This is a genomic window from Bradyrhizobium sp. BLXBL-03 (assembly GCF_051853015.1).
GTDB classification, from domain to species: Bacteria; Pseudomonadota; Alphaproteobacteria; order Rhizobiales; family Xanthobacteraceae; genus Bradyrhizobium; species Bradyrhizobium manausense.
The window spans coordinates 473,636-489,381 of the sequence record NZ_CP182470.1; the positions used below are offsets into that span (position 1 = coordinate 473,636).

A 15,746-nucleotide genomic window follows, 5' to 3' on the forward strand; every position below is an offset into this window, starting at 1 on the left:
TCTCGTAGGGTGGCAAAGGCGCAACGCGCCGTGCCCACCATCTTTCCAATACTTTGCGAGAAAGACGTGGGCACGCTCCGCTTTGCCCACCCTACGACATCGTGCTTGGGGCACGTCTACCTCTCCATCGTCATTGCGGCAGCGAAGCAATCCAGAATCCCTCCGCGGAAAGACTCTGGATTGCTTCGCTACGCTCGCAATGACGGATGACGCGCGCCCTACTTCGCGGCCTCGCTCGCCATCACCGGCCGCACCGGATCGCCTTCGCGCAGAAGCGCGCCGGCGCGGGCGACGACGATGTCGCCTTCGACGAGGCCGTCGCGGACCTCGATATTGCCGCCCGACATCAATCCGATCTCGACGCGCTTGGTCTCGACGCGGTTGCGGCGGATCACCTGCACCACGGTGCCGGCGGATGAATATTGCACCGCTGTGAGCGGCACCGCGACATTGCAGCTCTGACCGGTCTTGATCAGCGCGCGGCCGCTCGCATTCAGCAGCAGCCGCTTCTGTGGGGAAGAGATGCCGATATAGACCATGCCCTGCTGGATGTTCGGCTCGACGGTCGGACCGATGCGGCGCACCTTGCCGTCGATATCGCCGGCGCCGGCAATGCGCACGGTGACAGGCTGATTGACCGCGAGCTTGCGCATGTCGGTGGTCGCGACCAGGCCGACGAGATCGTATTCGCTGCGCGCCACGATCGTGAACAGCGCCTCGCCCTTGGCCGAGGCGAGGTTGCCGATCTGTGCGGTCGAGGTGGCGATCACGCCGGCCACGGGCGCGGTGACCTGGAGCGTGCCGCCTTCGGGCAGCGCCAGCCGCGCCAGCATCTGGCCGGCCGTCGTGGTGTCGCCGGCCTCGGCCAGCACCTCCGTCACCTTCAGCCCCGGACGCTCGGGCCGCACCGAGGTCTCCTCGCGCGCGATGATCGTGCCGGTGGCCTCGACGATGTCGGAGAAACAGGATTTGGCCGCCTTCAACACCGTGACCGCCGGCCCCTTGGGCGCGTCGTCATCGGCCGCGCGCACGGGCTGGACAGAGATCAGCGCCAGGCCGGCAAGGGCAACGAAGGTCTGGGACAGGGAACGCGCAGGCAATGAACGCATCGGTCATTCCGGTTGGCCGCATGAAGGCTTGCATCGATAGCAGAAGCGGCAGCACTGGGCCATGGGCTGACCGGATCAGAATGCCGCAGCGCAGGCGGCGCGATGCCCCCTGTTGAATTGGTCGCTGCAAGAACGAAGAGGTTCGCTCTCGTTCCCCCTTCCCTGGAGGCGCCCCCCCCAGGGGAGCGTAAGAGAAAGCTCCCTCACTGCAACGTCAAAAACTCCACCCAGTTCGGCTTCCTGCCGGTGGCATAGGACTTCAACTTGCTGAGCGCGCCGCTGCTCTGATCGATGCCGTAGACCGTCATGGCGTCGGAGAGTTCGCCAACCGCGGCGAGGTAGCGGCCGGTCGGATCGATGTTGAAGCCGCGCGGCTGCCTCTCGGTCGGCACGCTGCCGATGGTGGTCAGCTTGCCCGATGTCGCATCGACCTTGTAGGCGGTCAGCGTGTTGGTGGTGCGCTCGGAAGCATAGAGGAAGCGACCGTCCGGCGTGATGTGGATATCGGCGGCCCAAGGTTTCTGACCAGACTCTTTTCCGTTGAAGGCTTCCGGCAGCGCGGTGGTGCGCTGGATCTCGCTCCAGGCCCCGCTCCCTGCCTCATAGCTGTACGCCGCGACGTCGCCGTTCAGCTCGTGGATGAGATAGACGAACTTGCCATCGGGGTGGAACACGAAGTGCCGCGGCCCGGATTTCTCCGGCGTTTTGACAGCAGGCTCGCTCGGCATCAGCGAGCCGGCGCTGGCATCGAACGCAAAGCGCAGCACCTGGTCCGAACCGAGATTGGTTGCGAACACAAAACGGTTGTCGGGCGAGGGCAGGAAGGCGTGTGCGTTCGGCCCGGTCGGGATCACCTGCCTCGGCTCGGCGACGACGCCGTTCGCAGGAAGCGGATTCAACGCGACCTTGTTGCCGCCATAGGAGGCGCTGAACAGCACCTTGCCGCCGCGGTCGGTCGCGATGTTGGCCATGCTGTCGGCGAGCGGCCCGTTGCCGATATGGTTGAGGAGGCCGGTCTTCGGGTCGATCGCAAAGCTCACCGCCTGGAACGGCTGCGAACGGACACCGGCGATCAGCACGCGGTGGTCGGGCGTGATTGCGAGCGGCGTCGAGGCGCCGGGCTTTTCGATGCCGGTGAAGGCGGCGGTCTCTACCAGCGTCATCTCGCCGTTGTCGGCGATCTTGAACACGCTGATGTCGTTGCTGTCGGCATTGCCGACATAGGCGAAGGTTTCGGCCATGCCGGCACGGGCTCCCAAGACGAGGGCAAGAGTGGTAAAAAGGGTGGTCGCGATCGCAGCGCGCGGCAGTTTCGATGTGACTTGGCGTCCCGGTCCGATCAAGGGCGTCCTCCCGATGTGGCGTTATCGTTTTGCGGCAGAGGATAGCGGCTGGCATTCCCTTGCACCAAAATCCAGATCGGATCGATCGATGCCGAAAATGCATCGTTTCCTTGGCTCGCCGCTAGCGCACCGCCCCCGTCAGGTCGCGCGAGTGCAGATGCGGCGTTGCCGCATGGTCGGGCGGTCCGAGCACGGTCCACACGGCGACCGCCACTATGGTGGAGGTGAGGATGGTCCAGGCGACGAGTTGCTTCCGCATCAGGCCAAATCCGTCGCTTGAGACATCGGTGCGCTCTGGCCATTCTGCACCGCAAAAAGCGATGCGGCTGTGAACTCGTTCACAGCGCAAATAGTGCGCGAACCATTACCGGCGGTGTGCATTGACCCGGCATGCCCCGCGAAAACGACCTCGAAGGCAAGCCCGACATGGGCGGCAAGCACGGCGGCCAGGCCGGCCAGCCCAAGCCGCCGCCGCGTCCGCACGAAGGCGCTCGCGATGAAGATGTCGTGGCAAAGCGCCACACCGGTCAAGCCGACCAAACCGGCCGCAAGGTCTCGCCGACCAACACATCAAAGCGCTAAGCTTTGCCTGCTATTGCTCAAGTCGCAGGCCCCGGCCACGCGATCGTCAGGGAACGGCAGCCCCTTCGCGCCGTTACCCCGGTCCTGCAGCCGAGGGCACAACGGAGGCTGGTAAAACGGAGGCTGGAAGTGTTTTGGATCTATTGGGACACCGCCTGGTCGCTGATCATCAGCGGTATCATGTTCACCACGATCGTGACCCACCCGGACGCCGAGTTCGCGGAGATCCGGGCCGGACGACAGTGACATTCCAGGCGAGGGCCTGAATACCGTCTGAACATCCATCCGCGCGGGTGCCATTCAACTCGTCTCGCGCGTGGGTAAGCTGGTGAACCAAATCTTAGGAGCGGCGCGGTATTTTTCTGAATCATTTTCTGATTCAGAGGCCGCGCTCCCTATGGCATTGTTCGGCAATCCTTCGATTCGTTCTGTTCTCGGCGCCATCATCGGTGTCCTCGGCCTGTTCCTGGTCGGGCAACTCGCAAGCGGGCTGTTCGGTGCGATCGAGCGCAACAGCGCCGCGCAAAAGGTCGAGCGCTATGCCGGCACTGACCAGCAGCTCTTCACGGCTCTGCTCGGCTTCCGGATCGAGCGCGGCACCTTCCTGTCGGCGCTGGTTGCCGAAGAGCCGGCCAATTCCGCAGCCGATGACCGAATCGCGGCCAACCGGCAGACGTCGGAAGCGGCCTACAAGAGCGTGCTCGAACGCCTCGACGGCGTGTCCGATTCCCGCCTTGCCGGCCTCCTGGGCAAGCTCGTTGCGCTCCATGATGCCTTGATGCCGCTGCGGACCAAGGCCGAAGGCCTGATCCATCAGCCGAAGGCGGCGCGCGACACCAAGCTGGCCGACGAGTTCCGGAAAACCGCGGCGGACTATCTCGACGCCATCCTCGCGCTGACCGTCGATCTCGAGAACGCGCTCAAGCTCACCGACCCCCTCGTCGATCATTTGCTGGGCGTCAAGCAGTCGGCCTGGGCCGCACGCAATTTCGGCGGCCTTATCGCGATCCGTCTCGAGGCCGCAGGCGCCGCCGCAAAGCCCTGGACCGCCCAAGACATCGTCGGGGCGGCCGAGGACGGCGGCCGTGCCAAGCAGGCCTGGAGCCAGGTGCAGGATGCGGCCGGCCGCGCCGACGCCCCGGCGAGCCTCACCGACGTCATTGCGCGTTCGAAGGCTGCCGATGCCGTTGCCATGGTCGAGCGCCAGCAGGGGCTCATCAAGGCGCTGAGCAACAACCAGACCATCGACATCAAGGGCGTCGAGCTTGCCAAGCTCAACACCGCCATTCTCAATTTCTATGTCGAGGCCGGCCAGGCGGCGCTTGCCGAAATGGTCGCCCGCGCCGGGCAGCAGAAGACGGCCGCGATATGGAGCCTCGCCTTCAACGGCGCCATGATGCTGGTGGCGCTCGCCATCACGGTGTTCGGCTTCATCCTGGTTCGGAGCCGCGTCTCGACCCCGATCCGCAAGCTGACGCAGGCGATGCAAAAGCTCGCCGAGCGCGACTATGAGATCGAGCTCGCAGGCATCGAGCGCGGCGACGAGATCGGCGAGATGTCGCGTGCCGTGTCGGTGTTCAGGGAGAACATGATCACGGGCGACCGCCTCGGCGAGGAAAAGGCGGCCGAGCAGGCCAAGAAGGAGCGGCGCCAGCTCGCCATCGACCGGCTGATCGAGCAGTTCGAAAAGACTGTCACGGAATCGCTGCACACGCTGGCCTCGGCCTCGGGTGAGCTGAATGCCACCGCGCAGTCGATGTCCTCGACCGCCGAGCAGGGCTCGTCCCAGGCCGCCTCCGTCGCGAGCCTGTCGGGCGATGCCTCCTCCAACGTGCAGACGGTGGCGGCGGCGACGGAAGAGCTGTCGGCTTCGATCAGCGAGATCAGCCGCCAGGTCGCAGAATCCTCCAGCATCGCGGGCGCCGCCGCCAGCGAAGCCGAGCGCACCAACACCGAGGTGCAGGCGCTGGCCGACGCCGCCCAGCGCATCGGCGATGTCGTCGCGCTGATCACGGGCATTGCCGAGCAGACCAATTTGCTCGCGCTCAACGCCACCATCGAGGCCGCGCGCGCCGGCGAGGCCGGCCGCGGCTTCGCGGTGGTCGCGTCCGAAGTGAAGAACCTGGCCACGCAGACCGCGAAGGCGACGGAAGAGATCACCGGCCAGGTCGCCGCGATCCAGGGCGCCACCAAATTGTCGGTGACCGCGATCCAGTCGATCGGCACCACCATCCAGCGCGTCAACGAGATCGCAGCCGCGATCGCGGCGGCAGTCGAGGAGCAGGGCGCCGCGACGCGCGAGATCGCGCGCAACGTGCAGCAGGCCTCGCAAGGCACCAACGAAGTCTCGCGGCATATCTCGGGCGTGTCGCAGGCGGCCGGGCAGACCGGTGCCGCCGCCGGCGAGGTGCTCGATTCCGCCAAGATGCTGGCGCGCCTGTCTGACGATCTCAAGCGCGACGTCGACCGCTTTGTCGGCGATCTCCGGGCGGCGTAGGCTCGTCGTTATCAGCCGTTAACGGTTCCAGGCCGAGGCGAAATCGCTTTGAAGTTTGTTAAATTTTGCTGGGTACCTCTCCCCTCGTAGCGTGATCCGGGGAGAGTCATGGGTAAGCGGGCCAAGCGTGGAAAAGCGGAGACCGTCGCACTACCCATGGCCGCGCGAGTCGCAATCGGCGCCGTCGCCGTCGCCGCATTGGGCTACGGCTTGCTGTCCGGCCCGGAGAGTGCTGAGCCGATACGGAAGCCGGCCGCGCACCAGGCTCTCGCGTCGTCGACGCCCGTCTACGTGGCAGCTCCAGCTCATGCATCCGCGCCGGCGCCGGCTCCCGCCCCAGCTCCGATTCCGACCCCGGCGCCTCTGGTCGAACCACCAAAAGCCGCTGACGGTCCCGGCGCATTCGTCCGGCAGGTGGTTGACTACGCCAGCCACCAGGCGCCGGGCACCGTGATCGTCGATACCAAGAACACATTCCTCTATTTCGTGCTGAACGACACCCAGGCCCTGCGCTACGGCATCGGTGTTGGCCGCGAAGGTTTCACCTGGTCCGGCGAGCAGACGGTGGCCCGGAAGACGGAATGGCCGGATTGGCGTCCGCCTGCAGAGATGCTGGTGCGTCAGCCTTATCTGCCGCGGTTCATGGCAGGCGGTCCCGGCAACCCGCTCGGCGCTCGAGCGATGTATCTCGGCGAGACCGAATTCAGAATCCACGGCACCAACAAGCCCGATACGATCGGCAAGCGGGTCTCGTCCGGCTGCATCCGGTTGACCAATGACGACGTCGTGGACCTCTATGAGCGGGTGAAAGTCGGAGCCAAAGTGATCGTGCTGCCGGCAGTCGCGCCGTCACCTGGACCGAAGGTCGCCGAGGTCCAGTAATTCGCGCCACTGTCCCCGCTGCGTATCACTGCATCATCGCCGCCGCGATCTTCTCCGCCGACATCAGCACCGGAAAATTGGTGTTGGCGCACGGCACCACCGGGAAGATCGAGGCGTCGACGACGCGCAGGCCCTGGATGCCCTTGACGCGGCCTTGCGTGTCCACCACCGCCATCGGATCGTCGGCCCGGCCCATGCGGCACGAGCAGGAGGCGTGCCACACGCCGATGGCGGCCTTGCGCACGAAAGCTTCCAGCGCCTCGTCATTGTTGATCACGTCATCGAAGGTGAAGCCCTCGACCACGAAATTGTCGATCAGATAGTGACGCAGCGCCGCCGGCCCATCCATCAGGATCGCGGCGATCCTGGTCAGGATCTTGTTCTTGGTGTTGACCACGCCGATCTTGCGGACCCTGTCGGTGTAAGCGGCCGGAAACGGCTTGTCCGTCACCTGCCTGACGATATCGCTCATCTGAATGGCGGCCATCTTGCGGAAGCCGCTCATCAGGCGGTCGAGGTCGCGCCGGTCCGACAGCAGATTGAACTCGACGATCGGCTCGACCGTGGGATCGCGCGAGGCGAGCTTGACCTGCCCCGTCTCCGAATAGGTCTTGTTGACGAAGGTGAGCAGCGAGCCGATCTGCTCGCCGACCGCGTGCCAGGCCGATTTGGAGAGCACGATGACGAACATGTCGCCCTTCGGCACGCCCGGAAGCCCCGACGAATAGCGCAGGCCGAGCTGCACCTGCCGCCTGGTGTGCTCGTTCATGCGCGCGCCGCGGCGAACGAAGGACGACAGCGAGATCGAGGGATGGTCCATCAGGCGCTGGCCGACGCCGGCGAGCCCCATCCGCACCGGAATGCCCATGTCCTTGAGGTGGCCGACCGGGCCGATGCCCGCGCGCAACAGATGCGCGGGCGAATGGATCGCGCCCGCGGACAGAATGATCTCGCGGCCACGGAATTCCTGCTCGCGGCCATCGATCATGGCTTTCACGCCGACGCAGGCCGTGCCTTCGAACAGCAGCTCTCTCACCTCGGTGTTGGTGGAGATCGTGAGATTGGCGCGCTTGCGGGTGTCGCGGTCGAGATAGCCCATTGCCGCCGAGACGCGCTGCTCGGCCTCGTTGGAATGCGTCACCGGGAAATAGCCGTCGACGAACTCGCCGTTCTGGTCTGCCACATAGGGATGGCCGGCTTGATCGAAAGCATCGGCGACCGCTTGCGAATGCTTGGTCCAGTGCTCCCGGGGAATGCGGCGCACGGGAATCCGGCCGTTCTTGCCGTGATACGGCCCGTCGAAATCGAGGTCGCGCTCCACCTTCTTGAAGAAGGGCAGCACGTCGGCCCATGCCCAGCCCTCCGCGCCACGCGTCTGCCATTCGTCGTAGTCGGTCGGTGCGCCGCGATTGGCCATCTGGCCGTTGATCGACGAGCCGCCCCCGAGCACGCGCGCCTGCTCGTATTTGCGCATGGGCGGACGCGCTTCGTGCGGATTGTTGTGGCTGACGACCTGGGTTGTGACCTTGAGCTCGGTCCAGTGAAAGCGCGGGTCGAAATAGGCGGTGCCCGGATAGCTGTCCCTGATCTCGGCCGGCTCGTTGCCGGGTGGCGTGTCCTGTCCGGCTTCGCACAGCAGGACCTTGTTGGCACTCCCAGCGGAGAGCCGGTGGGCCAGCACGGACCCCGCCGAGCCGCCGCCCACGATAATGTAGTCGTACACGATTGGCGTTTCCTCTTGCTCTTGAGACAAGAGGGTAGCGTGGAAATATCGCGAGGTCACGCCCCGGCCGATGCAGGCGGGGGCTGCGTCAAGACGCTATTGCAAAACCTCTATTGCAAGACCTCTATTGCAAGACCTTGGGCATCACGACGACGACGTCGACCTGCTTGTTCAGCACGCGCGAGGCCACGGCGGCGATGAGCGGCGAGTAGCTGTCCTCGATGTCGGAGGCGACGTCCTCGTTCCTGGCGAAGGCGTAGAGCATCGTGCCCTCGATTTCGTCGAAGCGGATGCCCGCGAAGACGTGGTCGAACGCCTCGGCGCCGACAATGCCGGCCATCAGAGCCTGAATGGCGTGGTCCTGAACGCGTGTGAGCTTCATCATGCCGATGAGATATGGCAGCGCCGCGCGAATACAAGATGCGGTGAAGCAGTCGCGGGCAGTCCCGTAGTAGGGTGGGTTAGACGGCGGCTGCGCAAAGCGCAGTCGCTGGCGTAACCCACCAATTTTGTCTCCGCGGAAAGAGGTGGGTTACGCCGTGCGAACCGCGCTTTGCGCGGTCGCAGGGCTGACCCACCCTACGAGCTACGAGCCGAAAGCCTCACGTCATGCTGCCGGGCATGAAGCAACGGATCAAGGTGCGGCCGCCGACGTAATAAGGCCAGACGATGGTGCGCCCGACGCGGTTCGGCTCGGTGATCACGGTGTCATCGGGCACTTCGATCCAGTCACCGAGAATCCTCACGCGATAGTGTCCACCTCGCGTCTCCCAATCGACGTCGTCGAGCGCCGTGCCGTCGGCATCGGCGCAGCAGGGACCGCCGCCCTTGCTGTGCAGGCTCTCGAACCAGCCCTTGAGGGGGGAGTTCGCAAAGCGACCGTCGTCGCGCGCCTGCGCGGCGAGGCCGACCATGGCTGCGGCTGCTATGAGAGGAATCATCCTGAAAGTCACGATCGCCATATCGCCTCGCTCGATGTGCACGCGCGCCCGTTCGCAGACGACAAGCCGCCTGCGATGCGCGTGATGCAATGTTGACTAATTCCCGATCGGCCGGAGTTCCCGGTCGCCTCAGCAGCGCGATAACGGCAATGTGCGAGGTTTGATCCTATTTTCGGAACGGGGGCGGCGCTGGTCCGAAAACCGCAGGCGGGGCAATAGGCTCAAGCCGCGGCCGCCTGCTTCGACAGCAATTGCTTCAGCTTCGCCGCCGGGATCGCCGGGCTGAACAGCCAGCCCTGCATCTGGCTGCAGCCGAGCTGCCGCAGCACCTCGCGCTGGGCTTCGGTCTCGACGCCCTCGGCCGTCGTCGCCATGTGGCGGGCGGCGGCCATGTGCACCACGGCCTGCACGATCGGGGAGGAATCTTCTGGTTCGCCGATATCGCTGATGAAGCTGCGGTCGATCTTGATCTTGTCGAAGGGGAAGCGGTGCAGATAGCTCAGCGACGAATAGCCGGTGCCGAAATCGTCGAGCGCGATGCGCACGCCGAGCTCGCGCAGCTGCTGCAGGACGGTCAGCGCCTCCTCGTCGTCGCGGATCAGCACAGTCTCGGTGATTTCCAGCTCGAGCCGTTCCGGCGCCAGACCCGACTCGGCGAGCGCAGCCGCAACCTTCAGCGCCAGCGTCTTGGAGCGGAACTGGACCGGCGAGACGTTGACCGCAATGTGGATGTCGCCGGGCCATGATGCGGCCTCGAGGCAGGCCTGCTTCAACACCCATTCGCCGATCTCGCCGATCAGGCCGGTGTCCTCAGCGACCGGAATGAAGTCGGCGGGCGAGACCATGCCGCGCTCCGGATGACGCCAGCGCAGCAGTGCTTCGCAGCCGGTGACGACATTGGCGGAGAGATCGACCAGCGGCTGGTAATGCACCTCGAACTCGCCGCGGGCCAGCGCCTGGCGCAAATCGAGCTCGAGCTGGCGGCGCTGGCGCGCCTTGGCGTCGTATTCGGGGACGAAGATGCGGAAGGTGCCGCGCCCTTCCGACTTCGCCGCATACATTGCGAGATCGGCGCGCTTGAGCAGCTCGTCGATGATGTCGCCATGGTCGGGCGCGATCGCGATGCCGATGCTGGCATCGGTCGTGATCTCCTGGCCCTTGCAATCGACCGGCATGCGCAGCGATGTCAGGATCTGTTCAGCCAGCGCGCTCAGCCCGGCCTGGTCGGAGGTGCCGGCCTTGACGATCGCGAACTCGTCGCCCCCTAACCGCGCCACCAGATCGTTGCCGCTGACGCAGGCGCGCAGGCGGCTTGCGACCTGGCGCAGCAATTCGTCGCCGACCTCGTGTCCCAGCGAATCGTTGACGCCCTTGAACTCGTCGACGTCGATATAGAGGATGGCAAACGGCTTGCCTTGGGCCAGCTCCGCGACGCGGCGCTCCAGATGGCCGCGCATCAGCACGCGGTTGGGCAGGTCGGTCAGCGCATCGTAATGCGCCATATGGGCGATGCGCTCGTCGGCCCGGACGCGCTCGGTGACGTCGTCATGAGTGGCGAGCCAGCCGCCGCCCGCGCCGGGATGGTTCTTGACTTCGATCAGGCGGCCATCGGAGGTCTCGACGATGCTGCTCTGCGTCAGCCCGACCTGGCTCAGGATCCTGTCACAATATTCGTCAACGTCGCCCTCGAACGAGCCGGTGTCGGCGCGATGCTGGATCACGTCGCGGAAATGCACCCCGGGCTTCACCGCATTGGTCGAGAGGCGGTACATGTCGATGTAGCGGCGGTTGCAGACGATGAGCCGTTCGTCCTGGTCGAACATCAGGAGCCCCTGCGTCATCGTGTTCATGGCGGTGTCGAGCCGCTGCTTCTCCAGCGAGAGGCGGTTGGTCACCTGGCGGAAGATCAGGAACAGGGTGAGCACGAGCAGGCCGATCGACAGCACGGCCACGGTGACGAAGAACTTGGTTTGGGTGCGCCAGGTGGCGAGCGTTGCGTCCAGCGACCTGGTTGCGATGATCACGAGCGGCTCGCCGCTTAGGAGGCGCGAGGCGACAATGCGGTCCTTGCCGTCGATCGGGCTGGTGAGCCTGGTCGTGATGGAGGTGTGCTGGAACACGGCCTTCTGCTGCGCCGAACCGATGCGATAGTTCTGCCCGATCATCGCCTCGACATGCGGAATGCGCGCGAGCAGCTGGCCGCTCTGGTGGTACATCGCGACCGAGGAATCCTCGCCGAGCCCGGTCGAGGCGAAGAAGGATTCGATCTGCTCCGGCGCGATCGCGCGCGTGACGATGCCGAGGAATTCACCATGCGGACCCGACACGCGCCGCGCCATCACGATCGCCGGACCAGTGCCGAACCGGCCGGGTACGACCTCGACCTCTTCCTGCGCCGCAGGATCATTCCTGAGCTTGATGAAATAGCCGCGATCCGACACCGAGATGTCGGCGACGGGCCAGCGCTTCGTCGAGTTGATCAGCACGCCGCGCGCATCGAACACATTGGCCCCGGCAATGTCGGACCAGCCGCTGGCCTTGGTGCGCAGCACCTCGTGCACGGCGAGCGTGCCCATCTCGCTGCGGAAGACATCGGCGGATTCGATGCCGTGGCTCTCGAGTTCCGCGATGATGCTCTTCTGGAGCACCGCGAAATCCTCGAACTCGCGGTCGAAATGGCGCGCCAGCAGGCGGACGGAGCTTTCCAGGCTGTCGCGACCGCTCTCGATGGCGTTCTTGCGGAAGCGGTCGACGGTGAGCGCGGTGCCGACAGCGGTCGCGGCCATCAGCACGAAGCCGCCGACGATCAGCCACGTCAGCGGCGCGCCGCGCCATTGGCGAAGCAGCACGCGCAGTCGCGCGGTCCATCGGATTGATGCGCCCATCCCAGCTCTCCCTTGGGATGCAGGATGCAGCAAAACCGACAAGACCCCGTTACCATTGAGGGTTAGGGAACTATGAATCGGAACAAGATCAGAGGCTTGGCACGGCGCCGTTAGACACGGGTCCTGTGGGGTGAGTTAGCCCTGCGACTGCGCAAAGCGCAGTCGCTGTCTAACCCACCCTTCTGTAACGGGCTTTCAAAGGTCAATCCCTTTTTTGCGTCGTACCGTTCGCCGGGGTCTTGCTTCTGTACGGGGTCGGCGCAAGGCCGCCACCTGATGGGGTTTGAAGAGGATAGGCCGACCAATCTACGTTCGCGTGGTCGCAAGGGCCACTGGATGGGTTGCGGTCTGACCTGATCCATCGTCCCGGCGAGGGGACTTCGCTTCGAGAGGGAGGTGTCGTGACCCGCTCGAAAACCTTTTGCCTCCTTGTTTAAGCTGCAGCAGCGATTTTCTTGTGGGCTGGATTGAACGGCGTCCCATCGACCAGCATCCGATGCATGATCACAGCTAATCTGCGCGCCAGCGCGACCTTCGCCTTGCTCATGCCGGCTCGCTTGGCGATCCGCATCGCCCAGCTCTTCAGCTCGGTGCAGCCTTTGAGCGGCTTGGTCAGCATGATGTGTGCGGCCTCGTAGAGCGCGGTGCGCACCGAAGCGTCACCGATCTTGCTGATCCGACCGGTATAGTCGGTCTCGCCGGACTGATACTTCTTCGGGGTTATCCCGAAATGCGCCCCCACTTGCTTGGACGATTTGAATCGGGCTGGATCGTCAATTGCCGAAGCATAGGTGAGCGACACAACCGGTCCGACGCTCGGGGTCGACATCAGCAGCTTGGCTTTGGCATCGGAACGCGCCATCCGACGAACCTGCTTCTCAAAACCGTTGAACTCGCGCAGCAGCACAGCGTGTACCGCCAGCAAGGCCTCTGCGACGGTCTCCAGGTTCGGGTGACCTGCCACCAGCTCACGGATCCGTCCGCAAAAACTTCGTTCTGTCGTCGGTCCGACCTTGAGCCCAAACCCGCGCAAGATCCCGCGCAGGCTGTTCTCGACATCGCGCAACTTCGACTGCACCAGCTTGCGGGCGGTCAACACCGTGCGCGTCTCCTGCGCGTCCATCGACTTGCAATGCACCGGGCGGAACCAGCCGAGCCGCATCAACTGGGCGATGCCGCGCGCATCGTTGCGGTCAGACTTCACCGGCATCGCCTCAAAGGCTTTGCGGACGTGCCGCGTCTCCAGTAGCTCCACTGCAAGACCGGCAGCCTTCATCGCCGCAAACAGCCATTGTGACAGCGGTCCGGCTTCCAGCCCGATCCGCTCGAGGCCCAAACCCAAACCGTGGAACCAGGCGATCAGTGCCTCCGGCTCGCTCGTCACCTTGGCCTCCCGCAAAATCTTGCCGCTGGCGTCAACAACACACACGCTTGAGCATTCCAATGATACGTCGATTCCGGCATAGTGGTGCATGGTCGTTCCTCAATGATGCTTGGAGCGGGCTTGCCCGACTCCGTTTGATACCATCAGTCTGAGGGACGACCGCCTCCCAAGCCAGCCGCGCGACGCGCGCCTTCAAATAGCGCCGTAGCTAGCGCGGCTGGCTTGGGAGGCCTCCGTGCCCGTTACCCCATCTACAACTGTGTCCTACAACTGTGTCCTCTCACTCCCGCTTCACTTCCCATTTCAGCGCTTCCGCATTCTCCTTGGCGAAGATCTCGGGCACGTCGAATGTCCCGGTCTTCAGATCGTAGCGGCATTGCCAGCCGCCCAGCCCCTTCATGATGGTGTTTTTCGGATGCTTGTCGTATTGGCCGGCGAGGCTGATCACGAGATAGCGGTCGTTGGGCCAATCGACGCCGAGCCAGCGATAGGCCTCTTCCGTGCCCTTCAGCAGATTGGCCGATATGTGGAAGTCGAGCTTGGCGAAGTGCTTTGTCTCGGGCCGGCCGTAGAAATAGGCCCAGGCGAGATCGCTCAGCGATTTCCTGGTCGCGCCGACAAAGGTGCCGTTCTCGGCATGATAGAGAAACAGATCCTGCTCGCCCGAACCGGTCTTCTGCATCCGTACCAGCCACTGCGAGTCCGCGGTGAAGCGGAAGCCGGCCCCATAACCCTGCTCCGGCTTCAGCTCGGTCATCTGATCGCCGCGACGGGCCCAGACCTGCCATTTGACCTCCCAATCGCCGGCGTCCTTCACGTACTGTTCGAGCTTGGTGGCGCCGTCGGGCGAGGTGAAGGCGAGGTCGGCATCGTCGCTGAGGACAAATCCCGGCGGCGGGCCGGAGGCGGCAAGCGCCGGGGTGGCGGCGAGTGCCAGGGCAAGCGCCAGCCATGGCGCGGCGCGGCAAAATGCGGTCATGACGAAATTCCTAAAAAATGGCCGCCAGAATGGGTGATGCGGCCTCGCTGGTTTGACGCCGAGAGGGCCGGCTCGGTTCATCCCTTCGAACGTCTTGCTGCCGCAGCCAAAACGGCGCAATTTGCCGAGGCTGATTTGCGACCCAGAGATTTTTGATCAAGGCTTGAGGACTGATGATCACCGCAACCAAGGCCTTCATCGCATTCTGTCTGCTTGCTCTGGTCGGCGCCGTGCTGGTGATCGGCCCGACCGAGCTGCGCCACATGCTGCCTGATGGCACGAACACCGAAATGGCGGGGGTCGCGAAGCCCGAGGCGAAGGCTGAGGGCAAAAACCAGCCCAAGGTCGAGGCCAAGGTCGAAACCAAGGCCGAAACCAAGGCCGAAACCAACGTTGAGGCCAAGACAGAACCGAAGACAGAACCGAAGACAGAGCCGAAGACGGACGAACCGAAGCTGGCCGCGGTTGCACCCGCGCAGTCCGCCTCGCCTGTAACCGCCGATGCGCCGAAGGCGGGCGCGCTGGCCGAGACCCAGAAGCAGGTCGCGGCGCTGGGTGATGTCGCACCGGCCAAGCCGCAGCCTTCAGCTGCGGACACCGGTCCCAGTTTCGACGTCGCCCGCGTCGACGCTCAGGGCGAGGCCGCCGTGATCGCGGGCCAGGCCGCACCGGGCGCCACGGTCGAGCTGCTGCGTGACGGCCAGCCGCTCGACAGCGTGGTGGCCGACGCGTCGGGCCAGTTCGTGATGACCCCGCCAAAACTTCCCGCCGGCAGCTACGAGCTGGCGCTGCGTGCCAAAGCCCCCGACGGCACCGTCATGCAATCCAGCCGCACCATGCCGGTCACGATTGCCGAACCCGCGCCGCCGCCGGCGCGTGTCGCTGTGGCCGCGAAGCCCGAGGCAAAGCCGCAAGAAACAAAACCTGACGACAAGTCGGACGTCGTCGCCTCGCTCCCGGCGCCGCATCTGGCCTCGACCCCGGAACGATCGGCGGTTCGGCCGCGGATGATGGGCCCGCCCAAACCGAAGTCCATGGCGCGCGTGCCGGCGGCAGGTGCGACTGTCGCAGCGGCCTCGCCCGCGGAGGTGCTTAACACCACACCAGCAGAGGCCAGCGGCAGCAGGGTGATTTCCAAGGGCGACAGCCTCTGGGCCCTGAGCCGTCTCGCCTATGGCGACGGCGCCCGCTACGCGGTGATCTTCAATGCCAACCGCGAAAAGATCCGCAATCCAAACCTGATCTATCCCGGCCAGACCGTCGTGGTGCCGCAAAAGCCGCACTGAGGCTTGCGCTCGCGGCTTCATTCGATCGTCATTCCGGGGCGATGCGAAGCATCGAACCCGGAATCCATCGTGCCACCGTTGTCGCTGCCCAATGGATTCCGGGCTCGCGCCAAGAGGCGCGCCCCGGAATGACGG

Annotated in this window: 13 protein-coding genes; 4 read left to right on the forward strand and 9 right to left on the reverse strand. The window is 64.8% G+C overall.

All coding sequences use genetic code 11. The features are described from left to right. Positions 1–218: 218 nt before the first annotated feature. The 3 genes from ACNJX9_RS02270 to ACNJX9_RS02280 form a co-directional block, all read right to left on the reverse strand. Positions 219–1,109: an efflux RND transporter periplasmic adaptor subunit gene (locus ACNJX9_RS02270; protein ID WP_057743584.1), complete on the reverse strand. Its 891-nt coding sequence runs from the start codon at positions 1,107–1,109 to the stop codon at positions 219–221. A gap of 203 nt (positions 1,110–1,312) precedes the next feature. Beyond that, positions 1,313–2,419: a lactonase family protein gene (locus ACNJX9_RS02275; protein WP_439410238.1), complete on the reverse strand. Its 1,107-nt coding sequence runs from the start codon at positions 2,417–2,419 to the stop codon at positions 1,313–1,315. Positions 2,420–2,573: 154 nt separating this feature from the next. Continuing rightward, positions 2,574–2,711 (reverse strand): hypothetical protein, encoded by a 138-nt coding sequence (locus ACNJX9_RS02280; protein WP_157083410.1) that lies wholly within the window; start codon positions 2,709–2,711, stop codon positions 2,574–2,576. A 131-nt stretch (positions 2,712–2,842) separates the two neighbouring features. Here ACNJX9_RS02280 and ACNJX9_RS02285 point away from each other — a divergent pair, with 131 nt between their 5' ends. The 3 genes from ACNJX9_RS02285 to ACNJX9_RS02295 all read left to right on the forward strand — a co-directional run bounded on the left by ACNJX9_RS02285 (position 2,843) and on the right by ACNJX9_RS02295 (position 6,413). Further along, positions 2,843–3,034 carry a hypothetical protein gene (locus ACNJX9_RS02285; protein WP_439407676.1) on the forward strand — a complete coding sequence of 64 codons (192 nt, stop codon included), beginning with the start codon at positions 2,843–2,845 and terminating at the stop codon, positions 3,032–3,034. Between the two features lie 397 nt (positions 3,035–3,431). Continuing rightward, complete coding sequence (locus tag ACNJX9_RS02290) at positions 3,432–5,531, forward strand: methyl-accepting chemotaxis protein (protein ID WP_439407677.1); 2,100 nt, start codon at positions 3,432–3,434, stop codon at positions 5,529–5,531. A 108-nt stretch (positions 5,532–5,639) separates the two neighbouring features. Further along, entirely contained in the window at positions 5,640–6,413 is a 774-nt protein-coding gene (locus ACNJX9_RS02295) for a L,D-transpeptidase (RefSeq protein WP_439407678.1), read from the forward strand. Between the two features lie 25 nt (positions 6,414–6,438). Here the strand turns inward: ACNJX9_RS02295 and ACNJX9_RS02300 are convergent, their stop codons facing one another. The 6 genes from ACNJX9_RS02300 to ACNJX9_RS02325 form a co-directional block, all read right to left on the reverse strand. Continuing rightward, the gene (locus ACNJX9_RS02300; protein WP_439407679.1) at positions 6,439–8,136 is read right to left on the reverse strand and encodes a GMC family oxidoreductase; all 1,698 of its coding nucleotides are present in this window, start codon (positions 8,134–8,136) and stop codon (positions 6,439–6,441) included. Between the two features lie 124 nt (positions 8,137–8,260). Then, entirely contained in the window at positions 8,261–8,521 is a 261-nt protein-coding gene (locus ACNJX9_RS02305; protein WP_057743561.1) for a hypothetical protein, read from the reverse strand. Between the two features lie 217 nt (positions 8,522–8,738). After that, positions 8,739–9,098, reverse strand: coding sequence for a hypothetical protein (locus ACNJX9_RS02310; protein WP_083514013.1), 360 nt, complete (start codon positions 9,096–9,098; stop codon positions 8,739–8,741). Positions 9,099–9,298: 200 nt separating this feature from the next. Beyond that, complete coding sequence (locus ACNJX9_RS02315) at positions 9,299–11,962, reverse strand: bifunctional diguanylate cyclase/phosphodiesterase (protein WP_439407680.1); 2,664 nt, start codon at positions 11,960–11,962, stop codon at positions 9,299–9,301. 433 nt (positions 11,963–12,395) lie between these two features. Beyond that, positions 12,396–13,436, reverse strand: coding sequence for an IS110 family transposase (locus tag ACNJX9_RS02320; RefSeq protein ID WP_439405246.1), 1,041 nt, complete (start codon positions 13,434–13,436; stop codon positions 12,396–12,398). A 190-nt stretch (positions 13,437–13,626) separates the two neighbouring features. Next, on the reverse strand, positions 13,627–14,325 hold the full coding sequence (locus ACNJX9_RS02325; RefSeq protein WP_439407681.1) for a hypothetical protein: 699 nt from the start codon (positions 14,323–14,325) through the stop codon (positions 13,627–13,629). 173 nt (positions 14,326–14,498) lie between these two features. Between ACNJX9_RS02325 and ACNJX9_RS02330 the strand changes: the two genes are divergently transcribed. Further along, on the forward strand, positions 14,499–15,611 hold the full coding sequence (locus tag ACNJX9_RS02330) for a LysM peptidoglycan-binding domain-containing protein (protein WP_439407682.1): 1,113 nt from the start codon (positions 14,499–14,501) through the stop codon (positions 15,609–15,611). The last annotated feature ends 135 nt before the right edge of the window (positions 15,612–15,746 follow it).